Origin of the sequence: Lacrimispora struthionigena, from assembly GCF_048627165.1 — a bacterium.
Taxonomy (GTDB): Bacteria; Bacillota; Clostridia; order Lachnospirales; family Lachnospiraceae; genus Lacrimispora.
Genome location: NZ_JBMBWP010000002.1, coordinates 228,883 through 249,247, shown reverse-complemented (window position 1 = coordinate 249,247; position 20,365 = coordinate 228,883). Strand labels below are relative to the sequence as shown.

Sequence of the window (20,365 nt, the reverse complement as noted above, 5' to 3'; positions counted from 1 at the left end):
AACACGATTTCTCTTTTCTATCAGCCTTTTTATGCGTATTAGCCTCTGATTCCTGCTTTCTGCATTGCTTCAAAGAAAATTTCCATTGCAGTGGATACAGATCCCGGGTTATAGGCAAATCCAACCGTTCGTTTCTTTATACCAGCTATCATGGGAACTTCAATCAGTTCTTTTTTATCCAGCTCATCCTGGACAAATTCTTTAATCACACAGCCAATCCCCAGACCGATTTTGGCGAATTCAATCAGTAGATCCATGGTAGTAATTTCCAAAAGTTGATTGGGAATAATCTGGTTTTCATTTAGATATTCGTCAATATACTTCCTGGTCATATTATTTTTGTCCAATAAAAGGATGTTACCGGTTTGAAATAAATCTGCATTTTTTCCCTCTCTTAGATAAAGATTTTCCAGATAGGCACTGGTTGATACAAAGATGTCCTGAATTTCCATAACTGGATTAAATAGAAGAGGGCGGCGGTTGGAGGGCTCAGCGATCAATCCCAAGTCTATCTGCTGTTGTTCCAGCATGGCAACTGTATGGGTGGTGGACTGACTTTCTATGGTAATTTTAATATGAGGATACTTTTCAATAAATCCCTTTAAATAAGGAAGAAGAATGTATTTACACAGAGTATTGCTCACACCGATTCTTAAGTGCCCGATATTAAAATCTTTCACTCTCTTAAGTTCCAGCTCTCCTCTGTTTATGGCTTCAAATGCTGTTTTTGTGTGATGAAACAAAAGTTTACCTTCTTCTGTAAGCTGGACACCTCTGGAATTCCGGGTAAATAATGCCACACCTAAATTGTCCTCCAGCTTACTAATGGACTTGCTGATTGCAGGCTGACTGATGAAAAGTTCTTTCGCAGCTTTGGATATATTACCAGCTTTTGCTACTTCATAAAAAATTTTATATTGGGAAAGATTCTGATCCATATTAAAAATCCTTTCATTTTATAACCATTCATTATAATAATAGACAATACTATATATTGATATTATATCAGGAAAAATATCGGAATGTAAAGCAGGAAAATCAAGGGGGTAAATGACCTGGCATGGAAGGAAGTCCTGCATAAGCTTTTGCTGGACAAACAGAGTTTTTCTTATTATGATGTAATTCATAAAACAAAAGGACAGGAGTGATCTGATATGATAAAAACAAATGTAATGAGAATGCTTGATAAAGCAGGGATTGCCTATGATACAAGAGAATATACCGTTGATGAACAGGATTTATCGGGAAGCCATGCAGCCGACATGCTGGGCGTGGATCATGGTAGTGTATTTAAAACTCTTGTATTAAAAGGAGATAAAACTGGCTATTTTGTCTGTTGTATCCCTGTAGACGCTGAGCTTGATTTAAAAAAGACAGCAAAGCTTACAGGCGATAAAAAAGTTGAAATGATTTCTGTAAAAGATTTACAGTCTGTCACCGGTTATATCAGAGGCGGGTGTTCACCTGTGGGAATGAAAAAGCAGTTTCCTACATGGATTGATGCATCTGCGGGAAATTATTCTGATATTGTAGTAAGCGCCGGGATCAGAGGTCAGCAAATTGTCATTGCTCCACAGAAACTTGCTGACTTTATTAGAGGTAATTTCGCCTCACTTACCCTGAATTAGTTTACATAAAACATTTTGACGGTAAGACGGGCCGATAGTGCGGGGGTGAATAATTAACAGAAATGTAATACTATTGTAAAAAGTTAACACATGTTTAATACAAAAAAACCCCATAAGTACAAGTAAAAATAGTGTATAACTAACAAAAAAATAAAAATGGAAAAAAATTAAGAAGTTAAATTATCACAAAAATGTTAAATGACCATTGACTTTTTTAACGGGATTCTTCTATAATTACGGACGACACAAAGAAACGGGTACGGGACAGTCCGAAGCCCACGCAAATGAGATTAGAGAAAGAGGAGTATTTATGCTTACACTACGCTCTATCCTTCAGCAGATTAGTCAGTTCTTCAGAGGAATGTCCGTAAGGGTCACGAAGCGAATGTATCGTTCCTCAGCAGTTTTTATGGCAGGTGCCGCAGTAATTACAGTAATTGCTTTTACTTCCACAGGTTTTGGAAGCAGCGGAAAAAATGCATTAACGGCATTTGCAGAAACACGGGCTTTAGAAGACGCTACCGATGATGAGAACGTTGAAGAAGAGGAAACAGCTTCACAAGCAAAAGTACAAATTAACCTTACCGATCCCAAGATGCAGGCACAGCAACTTGCTGGAAATCTGTTGGAAAAAGAAGTCATACAAAAGCAGGAACTGGAAAAAGAATCCTTTACCAGAATCCAGCGCATGAACGAACAGATTGCACTGGAGGAGGAAGCAAAAAAGCAGGCGCAGATAGCCGCAGAAGAAGCCCAGAAGGCGAAAGAAGCGGAAGAAGCAGCTGCCAAAAAGGCAGAAGAGGAAAAAGCAGCACGTGCTACGTCTCTGTCAGATGAAGACTATAATGTCTTGTTAAAAATTGTGCAGGCAGAAGCCGGAGTTTGTGATGATGAAGGAAAGATTCTTGTAGCAAATGTGATTTTAAATCGTGTAAAAAGCGGTAAATTTCCAAGTACAGTGAAAGGAGTTGTTTATTCACCTTCCCAGTTTTCCCCGGTATCCAATGGAAGCATTAATTCCGTAAAGGTTACCAGCAATACCATTGATTGCGTGAAAAGGGCACTGGACGGTGAGGACTATTCAAACGGAGCTTTGTATTTTATGAATCGAAGGGGTTCAAGGAGCGGCGCGATCAGCTGGTTTGATTCCCATTTGACTTATTTATTCCAGCACGGAAACCATGAATTTTTTAAATAAAAACATTGTTAAATATTCTGTTTTTGGTGTATACTATAGTTTAATAACAGGATTTTCCATCTTTTGTTATAACTATACTGATACATAAAAGGAGAGTATTCAAATGATTTTTGACACAGCAAAAAACCTTGATTTTTACAGAAACCTTGGTGTGGAAGACAGATATGCCAAGGCAGTAGATTTTCTTAAGAATACTGATCTGGAGAAACTGGAGCCAGGTAAATATGAGATTGACGGCAAGAACGTTTTTGCCAATGTAGTAGAATATACAACAATTCCATGGGAAGAAGCGAAATATGAAGCTCACCATAATTATACAGATATTCAGTATGTGATTTCCGGTTCTGAGATTATGACCTACGCAAGAATTGATGAACTGAATGAAAAAGTACCATATAACGATGAAAAAGATGTTGTATTTTACGACAATGAAAACCCAGGCTTAAAAGCGGTAGTAAAGTCTGGAGAATATATGATTTTTAATCCCTGGGATGGCCATAAACCAAAGGCTGCAGCCGGAGAACCAGCTCCAATTAAGAAAGTAATTGTTAAAATCAAAGAAAACTAAAAAAACGGGATTCTGTTCTTCTCAAAGGAACAGAATCCCGTTTTTTTAAAACTTCCAGCCGTCAGATCCGGATAGTACGGCATCCTTTGTATATTTGGCAAGATCAGTATCCTTCAGTCTGTAAATCCAGTCGGGTCTGTGCTCTAAGTTACCTTTAGGACCGTAGCTTCCATATTCGGCATAGAAGGCATTTTTATGAGCGCCCTCTTTGTTCCAGTCATGCCAGCCTTCCCGGCAGATGTGGTCGCCAATGTAGCAATTGATTAAAACCGTCTTTGCATATTCTCTCCACGGGCGTCCCAGGTAAGCATTATCAGGAGGACAGTTTCCTTCAAAACGGCAGTTTTCCATTACATAACCGTATTCCTGACCTTCTGGAGTTGATGCGGCAGTTACATAGCTGCTGATTTCTTTTCCAGTATACTTGGAAAAGAACGTGCAGTTCTCAAAGTAGGCAGTAGCGCTTCCAAAAACAAAATCAATATCACCCTCCAGATAGCAGTCCTTATAATAATGTCTTCCATTGATTCTGGGTGCATGCTGCTTAGGTCCGATAAATCCGTTTGGCTCAATTTCCTTTGGTGGCAGCGGACCTGTAAAAATGGTGTCCTGATTGCCAAGGAAACGGCAGTTATCAAAGGTGAGACGATCGCCATCTGCATAAACAGCAAGAGCCTGTCCCACATCAACTCCTTTTCCGGCACTGTTTTCAAACGTAATATTTTTTGCTGTAAAATCATAAGTATCGATTAAACAGGAATAGGTTCGAAACGTTCCCCGTTTCATACCGTCTTCCATAGGCATATGGGCATATAAGCCATAGGTTAGGATGGTATGGTCTTTATCTTCCCCAAGAAAGGTTACGTGAGGGGTGGTGACAGTGATCTGCTCCTCGTAAACTCCTTTGTGAATGAAAAGAGTATATTCAGCTGTACCGTTTTGGGGCAATGAGTCAAGCGCTTTTTGTATGCTTTCAAAATCTCCGGTGCCATCTTTGGAAATGTGTATCATATTTGACCTTCTTTCTAGTTGTTGTATACATGATGCATAATGCACATTAAATATAAACAATTTTTGTGGAAAATGCAATAGAAAATATTGACTTTTTCTTAACAAAATGAGATAATGAGAGCAAATTTGAATTTTATAAGGAGGATTTTTATATGTCAACAAAAGCTTATTACCCAATTAATGAAATTGGAAAAGGAAAGCCTGGCTTTGCAACGACACGTTCAATTATCGAGGCACCATTCTATGGGAATAACGTTATTAAAGTTAATACGCTTCGTGAGGCATATGAATTGGCAAAAAACTCACCAGGAACGATTGTCACAGATATGCCGGTTTATAGAGGAGAAGAATTCGGTCTGGATAAGGATGCAAAGGTACTTTTGTTTAATGATGGTGCAATTACCGGCCGGTATGCAACAGCCAGAAGAATTGCAGGGGAACCTGGAGTAAACTGTGCTGCTCTTGACAAAGTTGTTATGGATGCTGTATATGAGACTCGGTGGAAAACCATGTATCATGCAGAGGTTTTCGCTGGTCTTGATCCTGAGTATATGGTGAAGGCCCATCTTCTCATTCCAGAAGGCGAGGAGAATATCTTATATAACTGGATGCTGAATTTCCAGTATATGTCTGATCAGTATGTCAAAATGTATAAGGCTTCTAAACCGGTAGGAGATGGCAAAGAGCCTGATATCTATATCTTCTCTGATCCTCAGTGGAATGGTTCAGACCGTCCTGGAGTCGATCTGTCCTGTTTAAGCGATCCTAAATGTCTATGTTATTTTAATACAGAGCAAAACTGCGCTGCAATTCTCGGCATGAGATATTTTGGAGAGCATAAGAAAGGTACGCTTACCATGGTATGGGCTCTTGCCAACCGTAACGGCTATGCTTCCTGCCACGGCGGACAAAAGGAGTATACCCTTTCTGATGGTTCCAAGTATGTTGCATCTGTATTTGGATTATCAGGATCCGGTAAATCCACCATTACACATGCAAAACACGGTGGCAAATACGGCGTAACCGTACTTCATGACGATGCATTTATCATTAACACCGATACCTGCGCATCTGTTGCGATTGAACCTACATATTTTGATAAGACACAGGATTATCCTACCGGATGTGAGGACAACAAGTACTTACTGACTGCACAGAACTGCTCCTGTACTTTGGATGAAGACGGAAAGATCCAGCTGGTAACAGAAGATATCAGAAACGGTAATGGACGTGCAATTAAGTCTAAATTATGGTCACCAAACCGTGTGGATAAAATTGATTCTCCTGTTAATGCAATTTTCTGGATTATGAAGGATCCTACAATCCCACCAGTAGTTAAATTAAAAGGATCATCACTGGCATCTGTTATGGGCGCAACTCTTGCTACCAAGAGATCCTCTGCAGAGAGACTTGCTCCGGGAGCAGATCCTAACGCACTGGTAGTTGTTCCTTATGCGAACCCATTCAGAACCTATCCTCTTGTTAATGATTATGAAAAATTTAAAAAACTGGTTGAAGAAAAGAACGTAGACTGCTATATTATTAATACTGGTGATTTTATGGGCAAGAAGGTTCAGCCTAAGGATACACTTGGAATTCTGGAAGCAATTGTTGATAAAAAGGCAGAATTCAAACAGTGGGGACCATTTACAGATATTGATATCTTTGAGTGGGAAGGATTCGTTCCGGATCTGAATGACCCGGCTTATGCAGAGCAGTTAAAGGCTCGTATGCAGGATCGTGTGAAATTTGTTGCCAATATGTCAGTTGCAAAAGAAGGATACGATAAGCTTCCTGATGATGCATTAGAGGCAATCCAGAAGGTTGTTGATCAATTGAAGTAATTGTCACAGAGACGAAAAAGGAGAACTTTTTCGTCTCTGTTTTTTAAGTAAGTGGAGGAGATGTTATGAATAAAGATTATTTGCTGTTTGATTTAGATGGAACGCTGACCGATCCCAAAGAGGGAATTACAAAATCGGCCCGCCATGCTCTCCATGCTTTTGGAATCGAAGTTGAAAATCTCGATGATTTATGCTGTTTTATCGGACCACCTTTAAAAGACAGCTTTAAGGAGTACTATGGCTTTACAGAATCGGATGCCCAAAAGGCAGTGGAGATCTTCCGGGAATACTTCTCCTCACAGGGAATCTTTGAGAACAAAGTATATGAGGGAACCAGAGAGTCTTTAGAAGCACTTGTGAAATCAGGGAAAAAACTTTATGTTGCTTCATCAAAACCGGAAGTTTTTGTAAGAAAGATATTGGAACATTTTAAACTGGATTCTTATTTTGAATTTATGGGAGGAGCGGATTTTGAAGAAATCCGTGTGAAAAAAGCGGACGTAATCCGTTATGTGCTTGATACCTGCCAAATTTGTGATATATCAAAAACAGTGATGATCGGCGACCGAAAACATGACATTATGGGTGCAAAAGAGTTTGAAATGGAATCTGTGGGGGCATTGTATGGATATGGGAGCAGGGAAGAACTTACTGAGGCAGGAGCAGATTTTCTGGTAGAATCAATTTTTGATTTGCAGAATCTTTTCTAGTGTGCTATACTAGGGCTTTAACAGGAAACAGTCCTTTTGATATCGGTATTTGGAAGACGAAGCACCAGCGGAAGGAGAATTATTGTGATTGAATTAGAAAGAGATGAGAGACAGATTGTCAGAGAACTTTGCAGCATGAGCAAAGAGGTGATTCCCTCTGCTGTTGCAAAAGGGCGTATCGGAAAAGTCTGGGTCCCGGAGCGGGATAATCCGTCCTTTTGTTTGATTCATTCGGGTAATTTTGTATATCTGGCCGGAATTTGCCCTAAGGGAGAGCAGGCTCTTGAGCTCAGGGAACTTTTAATTAAAAACTGCAGTAAGGGTTTTATCACCCCTTCCGACGAACGCTGGTCTGAATGGCTGGAAGAGACGTTTGGGGGCAGTTGCCGGATTATGTCCCGTTATGCCATGAGAACAGATGAAGATCTTTTCTCTAAGGAGACTCTGAATAATTATTTGAACTCCATTCCTGAAGGAATTCAAATTACAAAAATGAATGAGGGCCTTTTTGAGAAAGCCATGTGTTCGGAGTGGAGCAGAGAAATCTGTTCTGATTTTGAAACCCAGAAGGATTTTATCCATCGCGGTTTTGGATTTGCAGCACTGGACGGTGAAAAACTGGTTTCCGGTTGTTCGGCCTATCCGATCAGTGAAGAGAAGATTGTGGTAAAAGTTGCGACACACAAGGAATATAAGCGCCGTGGTCTTGCTCTGGCATGCAGTGCAGGATTAATCTTATCCTGTTTAAAACAGGAGATTTTTCCAACCTGGGATGCGGACAACATTCCTGCCGCCGGACTGGCGGAAAAGCTTGGTTATATTTTTGAAAAAGAATATCAGGTATACAGACTTGGAAATCTGGAGAATGGACTGTATTAGACGCAAGAAAAATCAGGAGGATTACAGCAGATGAAAAAGGTTAAGATCGGTTTTTGGGGGATGGACTCCATATTGGAATTTGTGACCATAGCCGGTAAATGTAAAGAAAAGATGGAATTGATGAATGGAGACTGCATCGTAAATGCGAAATCACTTTTATCTGTTCTTTCCCTGGTAACTGCTGAAGCGGTTGAACTGATTATACAGGAAGAATCCTGTGATTCCCTTTTAAACCGGCTGGATTTATATGTGGAACACGGAAGACTTCTTGGCGGTAAGAATATTGTTTTCTGATCAGTAAATTAAAAACTGACAGGAAAAGGAACTTGATAATTCTCTGGAATTGTTGTATACTGAAGCCATAGAAAATAGAGACTGTAATTCCTGAGATGTGCGATAATCTTACCTTTTTTGAACCTACATTATGACATAAGGGATTCCAATATTTTTAGGCGGATGTCAGGCCTCCGTAGTAGTGGAAGGCAGATGCCTGAGTGAGGTTGCCCACCTAGCTTAGCTAGGCGTCAATAAGTAAGAACCGGCATTTTGGGGTTACAAAAGAAAAAAGCAGCGAGAAATCGCTGCTTTAACTTTATGGAAAAATATGGTAAAGTATGATAAGACATATATTAATTCCACCATATAGGAGATGAACATGAAGGATTTTAAATACCGCAGTTACGTTTGCTGGGGAGTAACCGCTCTTGCAGTAATTGCATTAAGCATTGCGTTTGCTTTTTTTATTTCCCGGTTTGAATCGGTAAAAGGTACGATAGGTTTGATTGTAGAAATCTTAATGCCTGTCATTTATGGCGCAGTTCTGGCATATCTTTTATTGCCGGTTTATAACAAATCAAGAGATATGGCAGCCCGTATGGTGAATTTGGTGTTTCATAACAAGAAAACGGTTCGCTCCATTTCAAGAGCTCTGGCGACTCTGGTCAGCCTGATTTTTTTGTTTGTGATTGTCATAGGACTTTTCTCAATGATTATACCCGAAATATATACAAGCATTATGGGGATACAGAATAATTTCGGAGATAACATCAACAATATTGCACTTGGACTTCAAAAGATGTTTCAGGATAATCCTGCTTTTGAAAAAGCCATAATCCCTATCTATGATCAGGTTGCCAGCCGGCTTCAGAACTGGATGACCACTGATTTGGTCCCCAATATGTCTTCCTTAATCGGCAGCTTATCCAGCGGTCTGTTAAGTGTTGTTCTGGTTTTTAAGAATATATTAATCGGCGTAATTGTTATGGTATATATTCTTAATATCAAAGAGACGCTTTCTGCTCAGGGGAAAAAAATCATTTATAGCATATTTTCTTTAAAAACGGCCAATCAGGCAATTGAAGAAATTCGTTTTGTACACCGTGTATTTGGCGGATTTATTACTGGTAAGCTATTAGATTCATTAATTATAGGAATTATGTGCTTTGTGCTGCTGAATGCAATGAAGATGCCCTATGTACTATTAGTCAGCGTGATTGTGGGAGTTACCAATGTAATACCATTTTTTGGTCCATTCATTGGTGCAATTCCAAGTGCATTTTTAATACTCTTAGTCAGCCCGGTAAAGTGTCTCTATTTCCTGATTTTTATTTTGCTTTTGCAGCAGTTTGATGGTAATATACTCGGACCTAAAATTCTTGGACAATCCACCGGACTGCCCAGTTTCTGGGTGCTGTTTTCCATTCTTCTGTTTGGCGGATTGTTTGGATTTGTGGGAATGATTATTGCCGTGCCCACGTTTGCCGTGATCTACAGTGTGATTACCAGACTGGTGAACGGGTCACTTTCAAAGAAAAATCTGTCTTTAAAAACAGAAGATTATCTGAATCTGGATCGGATTGAAGAAGAGAAAAAAACATATATGAAATAAGAGGAGCGCATGAATAAAAAGTCATTGATCGGATTTGTCGTCGGAATTCCTCTCTTGGTTATCGTTCTCATTATCATTATATTGATGAATGAGCCGGAACCAGAGGGGATCTCAAGGGGGTTGGCATGCAAGTCAGCAGCTCTCCTTCTTACAGACAGAGAAAGCTTGGAAAAAATGCCGGAAAATCAAAAACAGCAATATTTCTCCAAACAGGATCAGAGCCTCTGGTATGCGAAATATATGGATTTCCTATATGCCAATGGCTATCTTGATGCTGGGCTTATGCCTGCAGACAAAGAAACTGCACAAGGGTTTTTAACTTACCAGGAAGCAGAAAGTCTGGCAGAAGCGCTGGTTCCTGGTTCTGGAACCAACATTCATGCAGGAAGAAAGAATAAGAACAAACATATAACCGCTGATGAATGGTGGAATTTGTTTGACGATTTAAAAAAATCACTTGATAAAGAAAATCAGATAAAAACAATGGATGTACTACTTTATGGAACGCCTTCTAACATCAATCCTTCTTCCGTATGGACTGCCTATACCAGTGAAGGTACATTCGGGTTTGAAGGAATCAGTCTGGATTCATATATTGACTGGGAAATAAAGATTCTCGTAAAGGGAAGTGAGATCATTGCACTAAAAGAAGTGGTAAGTGATTCTGTTACATATAAGAATGTCTGGCTGACTGCCGGAGATAATCAGACATTCCAGGCACACTTTGGTTCTGTTATCAGAACTTTTCCTCTTGATACATCATTAGGGCAGACAGAGGATCTGGTTAATAATCTGGCAGATATCAGTCTGAAACGGGGGAATCTTGAAAAAGTTACTTTGAAGAAAAAGAGAATATCCGGAAAAGTACTTGCCATTACTGATTCTTATATAGAAATTGAGAATTATGGAAAGCTGAAGTTTGATAAGGACTTTAAAGTATACCGTCTGTATGGCCAGTTTGAAGAACGGGCTGTCACCGATATATTAGTTGGTTATGACATTCAGGATTTTGTAGTAGCTCATGGAAAGCTTTGTGCAGCCTTACTTGTTCGTGAATTTGATGCAAAAACCATACGGGTGCTTTTGATGAACACGAATTTTCAGTCCATCTTTCACCCATCGGTTACACTCTCTTCTGAAACAGGTCTTATACTGACTTACGATAAAGAGACTGTCCAGGTACCTCCAAAGGCGGAAGTGATCATTGAACCATCCGATGAAAGGTTAAAGAGCGGCAGAATAGTGGCAGCTCCTCTGGAAAAAGGCGGGGCGATAGAGGTGAATTCCATTAGCCGTTCCTATGGGACACCTTCTTATGGCGGAAGCATTGAGATCAGAAAGGATTCGGATGGATTACTTCTGATTAATGAACTGTATCTGGAGGATTACTTAACAAAAGTTGTTCCAAGTGAGATGCCGGACAGCTATGAAAAGGAAGCGCTGAAAGCCCAGGCGGTATGCGCAAGAACCTACGCATACCGCCAGATCCAAAGCAATACCTACAGCAAATATGGTGCCCACGTAGACGACAGCACACGTTTTCAAGTGTACAATAATCTTCCTACTGCGCAAAAGACAGAAGATGCAGTTCGGGAGACTTACGGGAAACTGCTGTTCTATGGAGACACTCCCATTGAAGCATTCTATTTCTCCACTTCCTGCGGTCATACGACTGATGGCAGTGTATGGGGCGGAGATCCAGCCCAGTATCCATATCTGGACGGGAGTCTGCTTCAGGATGGAGGGGCAGTGTTAAATCTGTCCACCAATTCAGATTTTGAACAATTTATAAAGAATAAGGATTATCCGGCCTATGACTCCTCATTCCCTATGTATCGGTGGGAGACGACAGTGACCAACCGGCAGCTGGAAGAAGAGATTACTGAGGTAGGCTCCATCTTAAACATTACAGTGGTTGAAAGAGGGGTAGGGGGTATCGTAAAGAAGTTAAGAGTCGAGGGCTCAGAGGGCGTTATGACCATAAGCGGAGAGGGCCAGGTCAGAGCCAAACTCGGTAATAAATATATGACACTTACAAAAAAAGACGGGACCCAGATGAAAAATTTTGACTCCCTTCCCAGTGCTTATCTGGCCATAGAAAATCAGGGAGTTGATGAAAAGAACATCACTACGTTTCATATCTATGGCGGTGGATTTGGTCATGGAGTGGGGCTGAGCCAGAACGGAGCCCAGACTATGGCCAAGGAAGGGAAATCCTTTGAAGATATCCTGCAGTTTTTTTATCATGGTGTTAAGGTGTGCGAGGCGGACAGTGTAAAGGAATGAGAGAGAGTCTTCCAGCGTACAATGTAAAAAAAGCACAGGATGTTGTATGCAGGATCAAAAATTGGAGAATCTGCTTAATCTCGCTCTCAGTGCTACTCCGGAGGAGCGGGAGAAGTCAGGTAATTTGAATGTAGGATATAATCCGGTGGAAAAAACATGGGATGTCATTGTGAAGCATTCCGGAGATATTGGTTTTCTTACCGAGATAGGAATCAGGGTGGAGCAAATGTTAAATGAGTATGCCATCTTGAATGTACCGGAGTCCCTGATTGATCAGTTAAGTGATCTTCCCCAGATCGAATATGTGGAAAAACCAAAGAGGCTGTTTTTTGCCATAAATCAGGCAAAAGCGGCCTCTTGTGTCAATCTGGTCCAGCAGGGAACGAACAATCTGACCGGGAAAGGTGTTCTTGTAGCCATTATTGATTCCGGAATTGATTATTATCATGATGATTTTCGTAACCCGGATGGAACCACCCGGATTGTAAAGCTGTGGGATCAGACCCTGAACAGAGTATTTACAAAAGAGGAGATTGATGCGGCTCTGGCAACAGGAAGCAGAGCAGAGGCCAATAAACTGGTTCCGTCCGTTGATATTACCGGTCATGGAACTGCGGTAGCCTCCATAGCAGCAGGAAACGGCAGGGAAAATAGGGGTCAGTACAGAGGGGTTGCATATGAAAGCCCTCTGCTGGTAGTGAAGCTGGGAGTGCCTCAGGAAAACGGGTTTCCAAGGACTACAGAACTTATGCGTGCAGTGAATTTTGCAGTAAAAGAAGCAGTGGATATGCAGATGCCGGTTGCCGTTAATTTAAGCTTTGGCAATACTTATGGATCTCACGACGGAACCAGTCTTTTGGAAACATTTCTTGATGATATCTCTAATTATGGAAAAACTGTAATTGTGGTTGGTACAGGAAACGAAGGGGTTGGTGCCGGACATATTTCAGGAACATTAACCATGGCAAGTCCCCAGGAGATAGAGTTAAGTGTGGGGAATTTTCAACAGAGCTTCAGCGTCCAGCTCTGGAAATCCTATGCGGATTTATTTGATATCAGCATTGTGACTCCATCTGGAGAAGTGATCGGCCCTATCAGCAGCCGGCTTGGTCCCCAGACCATTCGGTACGGAAATACCCAAATCCTTCTGTACTACGGAAAACCGGGACCATACAGTGTGGCACAGGAGATTTATTTAGACTTTCTTCCTGTGGACACGTATGTTGACAGTGGAATCTGGAAATTCCGGCTGACACCCAGACAGATCGTTGAGGGGAAATACGATTTATGGCTTCCATCCTCCGGTGTGCTAAATCAGTCCACCCGTTTTCTGCGGGCAACGCCGGAGACAACACTGACGATTCCCTCTACAGCTTCAAAAGTTATTTCGGTGGGAGCATATGATGATACCTATCAATCCTATGCTGATTTTTCAGGAAGAGGTTATACCAGAAGAACAAATCAGGTAAAGCCTGACCTGGCTGCGCCGGGAGTAGGGATCATCGCAGCATATGCAGGAGGAGGTTATGATTCGGTTACAGGAACTTCGTTTGCCACGCCTTTTGTCACAGGCAGCTCCGCTCTTCTTATGGAGTGGGGAATTGTAGATGGTAGAGATCCGTTTCTCTTCGGGGAAAAAATAAAAGCTTATCTGATCCGCGGAGCAAGAAAGCTTCCCGGAATCACCCAGTATCCAAATCCCGAGCTGGGATATGGTGTTTTATGTGTCAGTGACAGTCTCCCTGTGTGATACAAAAGAAAATCCGTTGGAAAACAGACAGAAATGTTTTATAATGGATACAGTACTTTACGGAGGTGTAAAATGGAAATCAGGCATGAGCTGGTAATTCCCAATAATGATCTTCCTTTCCGGCTGTTCATTTTTGAGGGCAGGGAAGGGAACTATAAAGTGACAAAGCACTGGCACCATTCGGTAGAGATTTTTCTGGTACTGGAGGGCGAGATTGATTTTTTTATCAACAATACCCATCTTAAGCTTACCAGAGATGAGTTTGTACTGGTCAATTCCAATGAGGTGCATTCTATTGAATGTCCCAACCCCAATATTACCATAGTCCTGCAGATTCCGGGAGAGACCTTTGAAGATTACATGGGCGAGGACTCCTATGTGAACTTTGAAAGAAAAGGAGAAGAGGCAAACCGCAGGCTGAAGGATCTTGTGACCTCTCTTTTTTTTACTTATGACAAACAGGAATATGGCTACAGCTTTCAGGTGAAAAGCCAGTTCTATCAGCTTTTGTATCTTCTGGTAACAGAGTTTAAAACAGAAAATATGGATAAAGAAATCATCCGGCAGAAAAAACAGCTGGATAAACTTTCTGATGTAACCCAGTATATGAGGGAGAATTATGATCAGGATTTAAAACTGGACTCTGTGGCATTGCGCTTTGGATTCAGCCCCACCTATTTATCCAGAATTTTTTTAAAGTATGCGCAGGTTAATTATCGTACCTTTTTAATTGACCTGCGTGTCAAATATGCAGTGCGTGAACTCATGGGAACGGATCATGAGATCGGGGAAATTGCCATGAGGCATGGATTTCCTGACAGCAGGGCATTTGCCAAGGCATTTAAGAAACGATTTGGCTGTCTGCCCAGTGAATACAGGAAACACATCAGCAGCACCAGATGAGCACAGTGCAAATAATTTAATATAGGGTGTTAAAATTACTGAAAATATGATATAATGTACCATAACTTTGCGAAGGATGTGATCGAATGAATATCAGAGAATCCACTGAACAGTGGGAGGAAGCTTATTTAAGTCCTTATGCTGCTTTTAGCAAGAATACCAAAGGCAGAGAACGGGAAGAAGAACCCTGTGATATCCGCACCGCTTACCAGCGGGACCGTGACAGAATCATTCACTGTAAAGCATTTCGAAGGCTGAAGCACAAGACTCAGGTGTTTCTGGCACCGGAAGGTGACCATTACCGGACAAGACTCACCCATACACTGGAAGTTTCCCAGATAGCAAGAACCATTGCCAAGTCCCTGCGCATGAATGAGGATTTAACAGAGGCGATTGCGTTGGGGCATGATCTGGGACATACTCCATTTGGCCATTCCGGAGAGGCAATTCTTAACGAGATCTGTTCCCAGGGGTTCGCCCATTACAGGCAGAGCGTACGGGTAGTTGAAATTCTGGAAAAGAACGGAATGGGTTTAAACCTCACATGGGAAGTGAGAGATGGAATCTTAAATCACCGGACCAGTGGTCATCCCTCTACGTTAGAAGGCGCCATTGTCCGGCTGTCTGACAAAATTGCCTACATCAATCATGACATCGATGATGCAATTCGGGCAAAGATGTTTGTGGAGGAGGATCTTCCCGGCTGCTATACCGATATTTTAGGACACAGCGTCAGGGAAAGACTGAATAATCTCATTCATGATATTATCAATAACAGCTATCAGAAGAATGAGATCATCATGTCTTCGGATATGGAAGCAGCCATGCAGGGGCTTAGAACCTGGATGTTTCAGCATGTTTATAAGAATGAGATTCCAAAAGCAGAAGAAGGAAAAGCACAGAAGATGATCGCCATGCTTTTTGAGTATTATATGGATCATCCGGATAAGCTTCCCCAGGAATACCGTTATTTAATGGAAAAAGGTACTGCAGACAAGGAACGTGCTGTCTGTGATTATATTGCCGGTATGAGTGACAGCTATGCCATTGACCGGTTTGAAGAACTGTTTGTACCAAAGGCATGGAAAGCAATTTGACAAATAAGCATTTTATCATAAATCTTTGTGAAAGGAGGATGATGGCTTTATGCGATATTCGGAAGACATAATAGAAGAAGTCCGCGTAAGGAATGACATTGTGGATATCGTATCAGGGTACGTGAAACTGCAAAAAAAGGGCAGCAATTATTTTGGCTTATGCCCGTTTCATAATGAAAAGTCTCCCTCCTTTTCCGTGTCACCGGCCAAACAGATGTATTACTGCTTTGGCTGCGGTGCAGGTGGTAATGTTATTACCTTTGTTATGGAGTATGAGAATTATTCCTTCTCAGAAGCGTTTAAGGTGCTGGCAGACCGGGCAGGAGTAAAACTGCCAGTGGAAGAATACAGCAAAGAGGCAAGGGAGCAGGAAGATTTAAGAGCCGCTCTGTTAGAGATGAATAAGCTGGCAGCCAGCTATTTTTATTATCAGCTGAAGAAGCCCCAGGGCGAGGCCGGTTACCGATATTTAAAGGACAGGCAGTTAAGTGATGAAACCATAGTCCGCTTTGGGCTGGGATACTCCAATAAAACCAGTGACGATTTATACCGCTATTTAAGAGGCAAGGGGTATGATGATTCTGTATTAAAGCTGTCAGGGCTTGTGACCATTGAGGAAAAGGGAAGTCATGATAAGTTCTGGAACCGGGTGATGTTTCCCATCATGGATGTGAATAACCGGGTCATCGGGTTTGGCGGAAGAGTTATGGGATCCGGTGAGCCTAAATATTTAAATTCACCGGAGACAAAGCTGTTTGATAAAAGCAGAAACTTATACGGACTGAACTATGCCAGATTGTCACGGGAAAAATACATATTGATCTGCGAAGGGTATATGGATGTAATTGCCATGCATCAGGCAGGCTTTACCAATGCGGTGGCTTCCCTGGGAACGGCCTTTACCACCCAGCATGCCCAGCTGTTAAAGCGGTATACGGACAAAGTGATCCTTACCTATGACAGTGACGGAGCAGGTCAGAAAGCGGCACTGAGAGCGATTCCCATTTTAAGGGATGCGGGAGTTTCCATTCGAGTTCTTAATATGGAGCCTTATAAGGACCCCGATGAATTTATAAAGAATCTGGGAGCGGAAGAATTTAAACAGAGAATTGAACAGGCACAAAACAGCTTTCTCTTTGAGATTGAAGTTCTGAGAAAGAATTACAAGATGGATGATCCGGAACAGAAAACAGAGTTTTATAATCAAACGGCAAGAAAGCTTCTGGAATTTCCGGAAGCGCTTGAGCGGGAGAACTATTTAGAAGCTGTTTCCAGAGAATTTTTCATTAATTACCAGGATTTAAAACGTCTGGTTAACCGGCTGGGAGCAACGTTTGGACCTGCCCGGTCCTCGGTAAGGGGAGAAGAGGAAGAAAACGGGAAGAATCAGCGGAAAAAAGAAAAAGAAGATGGGGTTATGCAGTCTCAAAGACTGCTGCTTACCTGGCTGATTGAAAATCCTGTACTATTTGATAAGATTAAAGGGGTCGTTACTCCTGATGATTTTATAGAAGAACTGTATCATAAGGTGGCACAGATGGTTTTTGACGGACACGCTGCCGGAACACTGAATCCGGCCGAGATTTTGAATCATTTCATCGATGATGATGATCAATACCGGACTGTCGCAGGTCTTTTCCATGCGAGCTTAAAAGAGTCTCTTGATAATGAAGAACAGAAAAAAGCGTTTTCGGAAACAATAATGAAAGTGAAAAAAAACAGTCTGGATCATGCCAGCCGTCATGCAGCAGGGATAGAAGAACTGCAAAGAATTATAAAGGAACAGGCTGCGCTGAGGGATTTGAATATTTCGCTGGATTAGGGTGTACACTATAGGCAGGCTGTGGAAGGATGGAAAAACATGGACGAGAATGTTAAGAAGACAGCAGATAAGATGGTGGGTTCAGGAAAGACAGAAGAGGAACAGGTTTTTGGCAGCAGGCAGGAAGAGTCAACAGCGGCGTTTGAGGAGAAGTTAAACCAGCTTCTCTTATTGGCGAGAAAAAAGAGAAATGTCCTGGAAAATCAGGAAGTACTTGATTTCTTTATTGGAGAGAGTCTGGATTCAGACCGTCTGGATCAGATCTATGATTTCCTGGAGAGCAGCAAAGTAGATGTGCTTTCCATGGGCGGAGAAGAACTGGATTTAGACGAAGATCTGTTTTTGGAAGAAGACATCGAGGAAGAGGAAGAAATCGATATGGAAAGCATCGATTTATCTGTTCCGGAAGGTGTCAGCGTAGAAGATCCGGTCCGCATGTATTTAAAAGAGATCGGTAAAGTTCCCCTTCTTTCCAGTGAAGATGAGATTGAACTAGCAAAAAAGATTGAGCTTGGGGATGAAGAATCGAAGCAAAGATTAACAGAAGCCAACCTCCGGCTGGTCGTCAGTATCGCTAAGCGCTATGTGGGGCGGGGGATGCAGTTTTTAGATCTGATACAGGAAGGAAACTTAGGTCTGATTAAAGCGGTAGAAAAGTTTGATTACCGGAAAGGCTATAAGTTCAGCACCTATGCAACCTGGTGGATCAGGCAGGCAATTACCCGGGCCATAGCAGATCAGGCTCGTACAATCCGGATCCCTGTTCATATGGTGGAGACCATTAACCGTCTGGTACGTGTATCCAGACAGCTTTTACAGGAACTGGGGAGAGAACCTGTTCCGGAAGAGATTGCGGCAAGGGCAGATATGCAGGTGGAACGGGTACGGGAAATTATGAAAGTTTCCCAGGAGCCGGTTTCTTTAGAGACACCCATCGGCGAGGAAGAAGACAGTCATTTAGGTGATTTTATCCAGGACGATCAGGTGGCGGTTCCTGCAGATGCGGCAACATTTACCATGCTTCATGAACAGCTGATGGAAGTTCTTGACACCCTGACAGAGCGGGAACAAAAGGTGTTAAAACTTCGGTTTGGTTTAAATGACGGGCGTCCCAGAACCTTGGAAGAGGTTGGAAAAGAGTTTAATGTTACAAGAGAACGGATCAGACAGATAGAAGCGAAAGCTTTGCGAAAACTGCGCCATCCCAGCAGAAGCAAAAAGCTGAAAGATTATCTGGATGATTAAGAAATAAGACGGAGTTTACTATGAAATTATCAAAACGTTTGGGAATGATCGCTTCCTTTGTACCTGATGGCAGCCGTGTGGCTGACATCGGTACCGATCATGGTTATATCCCGATTCATTTAGTACAGGAAGGGATTGCAAAATCTGCAATTGCTATGGATGTGAGAGAAGGGCCTCTTTTGAGGGCCCAGACTCACATAAAAGAGGCAGGTCTAACCGATCTGGTTGAAGTCCGTTTAAGCGACGGGCTTTTAAAGTTAGAGAAAAATCAGGCTGACTGCGTTGTCATTGCTGGCATGGGCGGAGAGCTGATCATACATATATTGGAGGAGGGACGGCATTTATGGGACAGTATCTCATACTGGGTCCTGTCACCTCATTCGGAGCTTTATAAAGTTCGTAAGTTTCTCGCAGAACATGAATTTTCTATTGGAAGAGAGACTATGATAAAAGAGGACGGAAAATATTATTCTGTCATGGGTGTTACCAGAGATTCTATGGTATCGGAAGATAGAGATCCGGAACTGGGATACCGGTACGGAAAAGAGCTGTTAGATTCGAAAAATCCGATTTTAAAGGAATTTTTACAGAAAGAACAGATACAGATTGGTGAAATTCTAAAAGGACTTCAGTCAAGCGGAACAAAAAACGCAGAGAGCAGAATCGAAGAGCTGGAACTGGAACTGAAGTGGAATAAGGAGGCACAAGATGCAATGCAGCAAACTGATTGAAATACTGGAACACCTGGCGCCTGTTAAATGTGCCTGTGACTGGGATAATGTAGGACTTCTTGTGGGACGGAGTAAAAAAGAGATAAAAAAAGTATTTATCGCGCTGGACGGGGATGAGAGAGCAATAGAAGAGGCAGTGCAGTTTGGAGCCGATCTTCTTTTGACCCATCATCCCCTGATTTTTAAGCCTGTAAGCAGAATTACTGACAGTGATTTTATCGGTGAAAGACTGATGAAGCTGATGAAGCATGATATCTGCTGTTATGCCATGCATACCAACTTTGATTCAGCACCCGGATGTATGGCGGATGCAGCTGCGGGAATGTTAGGATTAGAAAGAACCCAGGTATTGGAACAAGAAGGAATTATTCCGTTTGAAACACCGGAAGGGATCAAAGAACTTCCATATGGGATTGGAAAGACCGGTTATTTAGAACATCCCATGACAGTGAGAGAACTGGCAGGTCTGGTAAAGGAGCGGTTTCAACTTCCATTCGTTACCATATATGGAGAACAGGATATAAAAGAGCCGGTAACCTTTGTGGGAATCAGCCCCGGCGCTGGTTCCAGCATGATAAAACCTGCGTTAAAAGCAGGAGTAGAAGTACTGATTACCGGTGATATCGGTCATCACAGCGGAACTGACGCAGCAGCAAATCATATGGCAGTAATTGATGCAGGCCATTATGGACTGGAATATCTGTTTCTGAAATTTATGGAAGATTTTCTAAAGGCGAATGCAGGGGAAGAACTGGAGATTGACAAGGCACATGTAAGATTTCCTGAGACATTTTTATAAGGAGGA

Annotated in this window: 18 protein-coding genes and 1 other RNA gene; 17 read left to right on the top strand and 2 right to left on the bottom strand. The window is 41.9% G+C overall.

Features of this window, described 5'->3' with window-relative positions:
- Positions 1-38: 38 nt before the first annotated feature.
- Positions 39-938 (bottom strand): LysR family transcriptional regulator, encoded by a 900-nt coding sequence (locus tag ACOAOT_RS10055; protein WP_104437590.1) that lies wholly within the window; start codon positions 936-938, stop codon positions 39-41.
- A 216-nt stretch (positions 939-1,154) separates the two neighbouring features.
- Between ACOAOT_RS10055 and ybaK the strand changes: the two genes are divergently transcribed.
- The 3 genes from ybaK (at position 1,155) to ACOAOT_RS10040 (ending at position 3,394) form a co-directional block, all read left to right on the top strand.
- Positions 1,155-1,628 carry a Cys-tRNA(Pro) deacylase gene (gene ybaK / locus ACOAOT_RS10050; protein ID WP_420216864.1) on the top strand — a complete coding sequence of 158 codons (474 nt, stop codon included), beginning with the start codon at positions 1,155-1,157 and terminating at the stop codon, positions 1,626-1,628.
- Positions 1,629-1,938: 310 nt separating this feature from the next.
- The gene (locus ACOAOT_RS10045; protein WP_420216863.1) at positions 1,939-2,826 is read left to right on the top strand and encodes a cell wall hydrolase; all 888 of its coding nucleotides are present in this window, start codon (positions 1,939-1,941) and stop codon (positions 2,824-2,826) included.
- Between the two features lie 103 nt (positions 2,827-2,929).
- Positions 2,930-3,394, top strand: a complete 465-nt coding sequence (locus ACOAOT_RS10040) for a NanQ anomerase/TabA/YiaL family protein (protein ID WP_104437587.1) — start codon at positions 2,930-2,932, stop codon at positions 3,392-3,394.
- Between the two features lie 45 nt (positions 3,395-3,439).
- Here ACOAOT_RS10040 and ACOAOT_RS10035 read toward each other — a convergent pair whose 3' ends face one another.
- Positions 3,440-4,405, bottom strand: a complete 966-nt coding sequence (locus ACOAOT_RS10035; RefSeq protein ID WP_420216862.1) for a pectinesterase family protein — start codon at positions 4,403-4,405, stop codon at positions 3,440-3,442.
- Positions 4,406-4,557: 152 nt separating this feature from the next.
- On the opposite strand from ACOAOT_RS10035, the gene ACOAOT_RS10030 reads away from it, so the two are divergent.
- The 14 genes from ACOAOT_RS10030 (at position 4,558) to ACOAOT_RS09965 (ending at position 20,359) form a co-directional block, all read left to right on the top strand.
- Positions 4,558-6,249, top strand: coding sequence for a phosphoenolpyruvate carboxykinase (ATP) (locus ACOAOT_RS10030; protein ID WP_420216861.1), 1,692 nt, complete (start codon positions 4,558-4,560; stop codon positions 6,247-6,249).
- Between the two features lie 65 nt (positions 6,250-6,314).
- Positions 6,315-6,959 (top strand): HAD family hydrolase, encoded by a 645-nt coding sequence (locus tag ACOAOT_RS10025; protein WP_420216860.1) that lies wholly within the window; start codon positions 6,315-6,317, stop codon positions 6,957-6,959.
- Positions 6,960-7,043: 84 nt separating this feature from the next.
- Positions 7,044-7,838: a GNAT family N-acetyltransferase gene (locus ACOAOT_RS10020; protein WP_420216859.1), complete on the top strand. Its 795-nt coding sequence runs from the start codon at positions 7,044-7,046 to the stop codon at positions 7,836-7,838.
- Positions 7,839-7,868: 30 nt separating this feature from the next.
- Complete coding sequence (locus tag ACOAOT_RS10015; protein ID WP_420216858.1) at positions 7,869-8,132, top strand: HPr family phosphocarrier protein; 264 nt, start codon at positions 7,869-7,871, stop codon at positions 8,130-8,132.
- A gap of 84 nt (positions 8,133-8,216) precedes the next feature.
- Positions 8,217-8,395, top strand: a non-coding RNA gene (gene ssrS, locus ACOAOT_RS10010) — 6S RNA.
- A gap of 98 nt (positions 8,396-8,493) precedes the next feature.
- The gene (locus tag ACOAOT_RS10005) at positions 8,494-9,726 is read left to right on the top strand and encodes an AI-2E family transporter (protein WP_420216857.1); all 1,233 of its coding nucleotides are present in this window, start codon (positions 8,494-8,496) and stop codon (positions 9,724-9,726) included.
- Positions 9,727-9,735: 9 nt separating this feature from the next.
- Positions 9,736-12,012, top strand: coding sequence for a SpoIID/LytB domain-containing protein (locus ACOAOT_RS10000; RefSeq protein WP_420216856.1), 2,277 nt, complete (start codon positions 9,736-9,738; stop codon positions 12,010-12,012).
- A gap of 46 nt (positions 12,013-12,058) precedes the next feature.
- Entirely contained in the window at positions 12,059-13,762 is a 1,704-nt protein-coding gene (locus ACOAOT_RS09995) for a S8 family peptidase (RefSeq protein ID WP_420216855.1), read from the top strand.
- A gap of 72 nt (positions 13,763-13,834) precedes the next feature.
- Complete coding sequence (locus ACOAOT_RS09990) at positions 13,835-14,665, top strand: AraC family transcriptional regulator (protein ID WP_420216854.1); 831 nt, start codon at positions 13,835-13,837, stop codon at positions 14,663-14,665.
- Positions 14,666-14,751: 86 nt separating this feature from the next.
- Positions 14,752-15,762, top strand: coding sequence for a deoxyguanosinetriphosphate triphosphohydrolase (locus ACOAOT_RS09985; RefSeq protein ID WP_420216853.1), 1,011 nt, complete (start codon positions 14,752-14,754; stop codon positions 15,760-15,762).
- 49 nt (positions 15,763-15,811) lie between these two features.
- Positions 15,812-17,584 carry a DNA primase gene (dnaG, locus tag ACOAOT_RS09980; protein ID WP_420216852.1) on the top strand — a complete coding sequence of 591 codons (1,773 nt, stop codon included), beginning with the start codon at positions 15,812-15,814 and terminating at the stop codon, positions 17,582-17,584.
- A 72-nt stretch (positions 17,585-17,656) separates the two neighbouring features.
- Positions 17,657-18,829, top strand: a complete 1,173-nt coding sequence (gene rpoD / locus ACOAOT_RS09975) for an RNA polymerase sigma factor RpoD (RefSeq protein ID WP_349673552.1) — start codon at positions 17,657-17,659, stop codon at positions 18,827-18,829.
- A 20-nt stretch (positions 18,830-18,849) separates the two neighbouring features.
- Positions 18,850-19,560 carry a tRNA (adenine(22)-N(1))-methyltransferase gene (locus ACOAOT_RS09970; RefSeq protein ID WP_420216851.1) on the top strand — a complete coding sequence of 237 codons (711 nt, stop codon included), beginning with the start codon at positions 18,850-18,852 and terminating at the stop codon, positions 19,558-19,560.
- Positions 19,538-20,359, top strand: coding sequence for a Nif3-like dinuclear metal center hexameric protein (locus tag ACOAOT_RS09965; RefSeq protein WP_420216850.1), 822 nt, complete (start codon positions 19,538-19,540; stop codon positions 20,357-20,359). The genes ACOAOT_RS09970 and ACOAOT_RS09965 overlap by 23 nt, the downstream gene beginning before the upstream one ends.
- Positions 20,360-20,365 lie beyond the last annotated feature (6 nt).

Coding starts and splice junctions, on each gene's coding strand:
- ACOAOT_RS10040 (WP_104437587.1), top strand. CDS start 2,930: ATGATTTTTGACACAGCAAAAAACCTTGATTTTTACAGAAACCTTGGT.
- ACOAOT_RS09970 (WP_420216851.1), top strand. CDS start 18,850: ATGAAATTATCAAAACGTTTGGGAATGATCGCTTCCTTTGTACCTGAT.
- rpoD (WP_349673552.1), top strand. CDS start 17,657: ATGGTGGGTTCAGGAAAGACAGAAGAGGAACAGGTTTTTGGCAGCAGG.
- ACOAOT_RS10035 (WP_420216862.1), bottom strand. CDS start 4,405: ATGATACACATTTCCAAAGATGGCACCGGAGATTTTGAAAGCATACAA.
- ACOAOT_RS10045 (WP_420216863.1), top strand. CDS start 1,939: ATGCTTACACTACGCTCTATCCTTCAGCAGATTAGTCAGTTCTTCAGA.
- ybaK (WP_420216864.1), top strand. CDS start 1,155: ATGATAAAAACAAATGTAATGAGAATGCTTGATAAAGCAGGGATTGCC.
- ACOAOT_RS09990 (WP_420216854.1), top strand. CDS start 13,835: ATGGAAATCAGGCATGAGCTGGTAATTCCCAATAATGATCTTCCTTTC.
- ACOAOT_RS10030 (WP_420216861.1), top strand. CDS start 4,558: ATGTCAACAAAAGCTTATTACCCAATTAATGAAATTGGAAAAGGAAAG.
- ACOAOT_RS10005 (WP_420216857.1), top strand. CDS start 8,494: ATGAAGGATTTTAAATACCGCAGTTACGTTTGCTGGGGAGTAACCGCT.
- ACOAOT_RS09965 (WP_420216850.1), top strand. CDS start 19,538: ATGCAATGCAGCAAACTGATTGAAATACTGGAACACCTGGCGCCTGTT.
- ACOAOT_RS10025 (WP_420216860.1), top strand. CDS start 6,315: ATGAATAAAGATTATTTGCTGTTTGATTTAGATGGAACGCTGACCGAT.
- ACOAOT_RS09985 (WP_420216853.1), top strand. CDS start 14,752: ATGAATATCAGAGAATCCACTGAACAGTGGGAGGAAGCTTATTTAAGT.
- ACOAOT_RS10000 (WP_420216856.1), top strand. CDS start 9,736: ATGAATAAAAAGTCATTGATCGGATTTGTCGTCGGAATTCCTCTCTTG.
- dnaG (WP_420216852.1), top strand. CDS start 15,812: ATGCGATATTCGGAAGACATAATAGAAGAAGTCCGCGTAAGGAATGAC.
- ACOAOT_RS10015 (WP_420216858.1), top strand. CDS start 7,869: ATGAAAAAGGTTAAGATCGGTTTTTGGGGGATGGACTCCATATTGGAA.
- ACOAOT_RS09995 (WP_420216855.1), top strand. CDS start 12,059: ATGCAGGATCAAAAATTGGAGAATCTGCTTAATCTCGCTCTCAGTGCT.
- ACOAOT_RS10055 (WP_104437590.1), bottom strand. CDS start 938: ATGGATCAGAATCTTTCCCAATATAAAATTTTTTATGAAGTAGCAAAA.